Origin of the sequence: Virgibacillus siamensis (assembly GCF_039522605.1) — a bacterium.
In the GTDB taxonomy this organism is placed as follows: domain Bacteria; phylum Bacillota; class Bacilli; order Bacillales; family Amphibacillaceae; genus Lentibacillus; species Lentibacillus siamensis.
In genome coordinates, this window is the sequence record NZ_BAAADS010000036.1 from 1 (window position 1) to 1,522 (window position 1,522).

The window sequence follows — 1,522 nt, forward strand, 5'->3', positions numbered from 1 at the left end:
CAACATTGATGGTATTTTAATGTGATATAGCTGTGGTTGTTCGGAAAAACATCATTTTTGGGCATACTTCTCCCTCGGTTAAAAAAGACCTTTAAAAATGGGGGTCGTTGTAATAAAGCTTCACTCTAGCTTTAACCCTTGTATTCGTTGGAGTACTTTCCAGAAAAATGCCTGATATACAAAACTGGACGATAACTTAAAATAAAACGAACGTCCTGATCTGACTAATTTGCTGGCAACTTTAATCACGTTTGTTCGTATTGTTTGAATTTGCATGGTTTTCTGCTCTTCTGGAAAACATAGCGTACGCATCCAATTTGTCAAGTTATAAGCGAGTAGACTCAGCATCATTCTTGCTTCATTTGCCTGGAAGGAATGACTACTCATTCGATCCAGATTGAATCCGTCTTTCGCTTCTTTGATATAATTTTCCATAGTCCCTCTTTTTTGGTAAGAACGGACAATAGCCTTTGGTAAGAACACATCTTTTAGGTTTGTAACAAAGAATGAATGTGTAAAAAACAACTCACCTGCCGGACGAACGGATTGGATGATTACTTTTCTAGACCTGGACCATGATTGTGCCTTATATTCCGTCTCTTCGTAGTAACATTCGCTTTTCGTTACATCAGATGGTGCAGTGGAAGGACAGTACTCCTCAGCTAATCGCTGCAAATTAGGATTCGATTTCAATCGAATAACGTAATAGACCGATTCGGCTTCGCAACATTCATATAGATCCGGAACTGCAAAACCACTGTCACCGCGCAGGAAAGGCGTTGTTTCCGGAAACATTTCATTATAATGTGTGATAAGCGGCTTAACGAATTCAACAACGCCATTGGACGTGTAGACATTACCCGGACGCAGCTTGGCTTTGAGAAAATCGCGCGTTACACCATCAAAAGCAACTAATGGGTGGAAACCGACTGTACCATAATGGGTATTGAAAGCGGCAGATTCCTGTTCACCATATGTATCCGAATGGGTAGAGTCCAGGTCAAAGATAATTGCATTTGACTCCCGATATCGATGCGCTTTATCCAACAACTCCTGATTGGCCTGATTAAATGGTTGAATCGAATCTGAATCAAACCGCTCAAAAAAGCGTGATAAACTCGGTTGAGAAGCTAAAGCATTTGTTCCAATAACTTGTGTCAGAACAGGGTCATTCGTTAATTGGTCGGCCGCATCGTCTTCAGCATAACCAGCAATAATTTGATAAATTTTTTGGCGAAGCAAATCCTTGTTGGAATGAATGTGATACCGTCTTTCATCTTTTAATTTCAGATGACGTGCCAAGGTTTGGGAAAAGCCAATTTTTTCATCGAACTCCCTGAATAGGAACTCACCTGTATCAGAGGAGAGCGCACCTCCATTATTAGATAATTTGATTTGATGATTGAAATCTAGCGTTGTATGCGGTAAAGTAGCCATTAGAAGAACCCCTTTCTGTTGGTTTTTGGTGGTACTTAAACTGTAACAGAAATTGGGTTCTTTTTTCATTTATTTGATGCATAAT

Annotated in this window: 1 protein-coding gene; it reads right to left on the reverse strand. The window is 39.8% G+C overall.

Annotation, left to right across the window (positions count from 1 at the left end):
- Positions 1–120 precede the first annotated feature (120 nt).
- Entirely contained in the window at positions 121–1,437 is a 1,317-nt protein-coding gene (locus ABD010_RS18270) for an IS1380 family transposase (RefSeq protein ID WP_343816513.1), read from the reverse strand.
- Between the last annotated feature and the right edge of the window lie 85 nt (positions 1,438–1,522).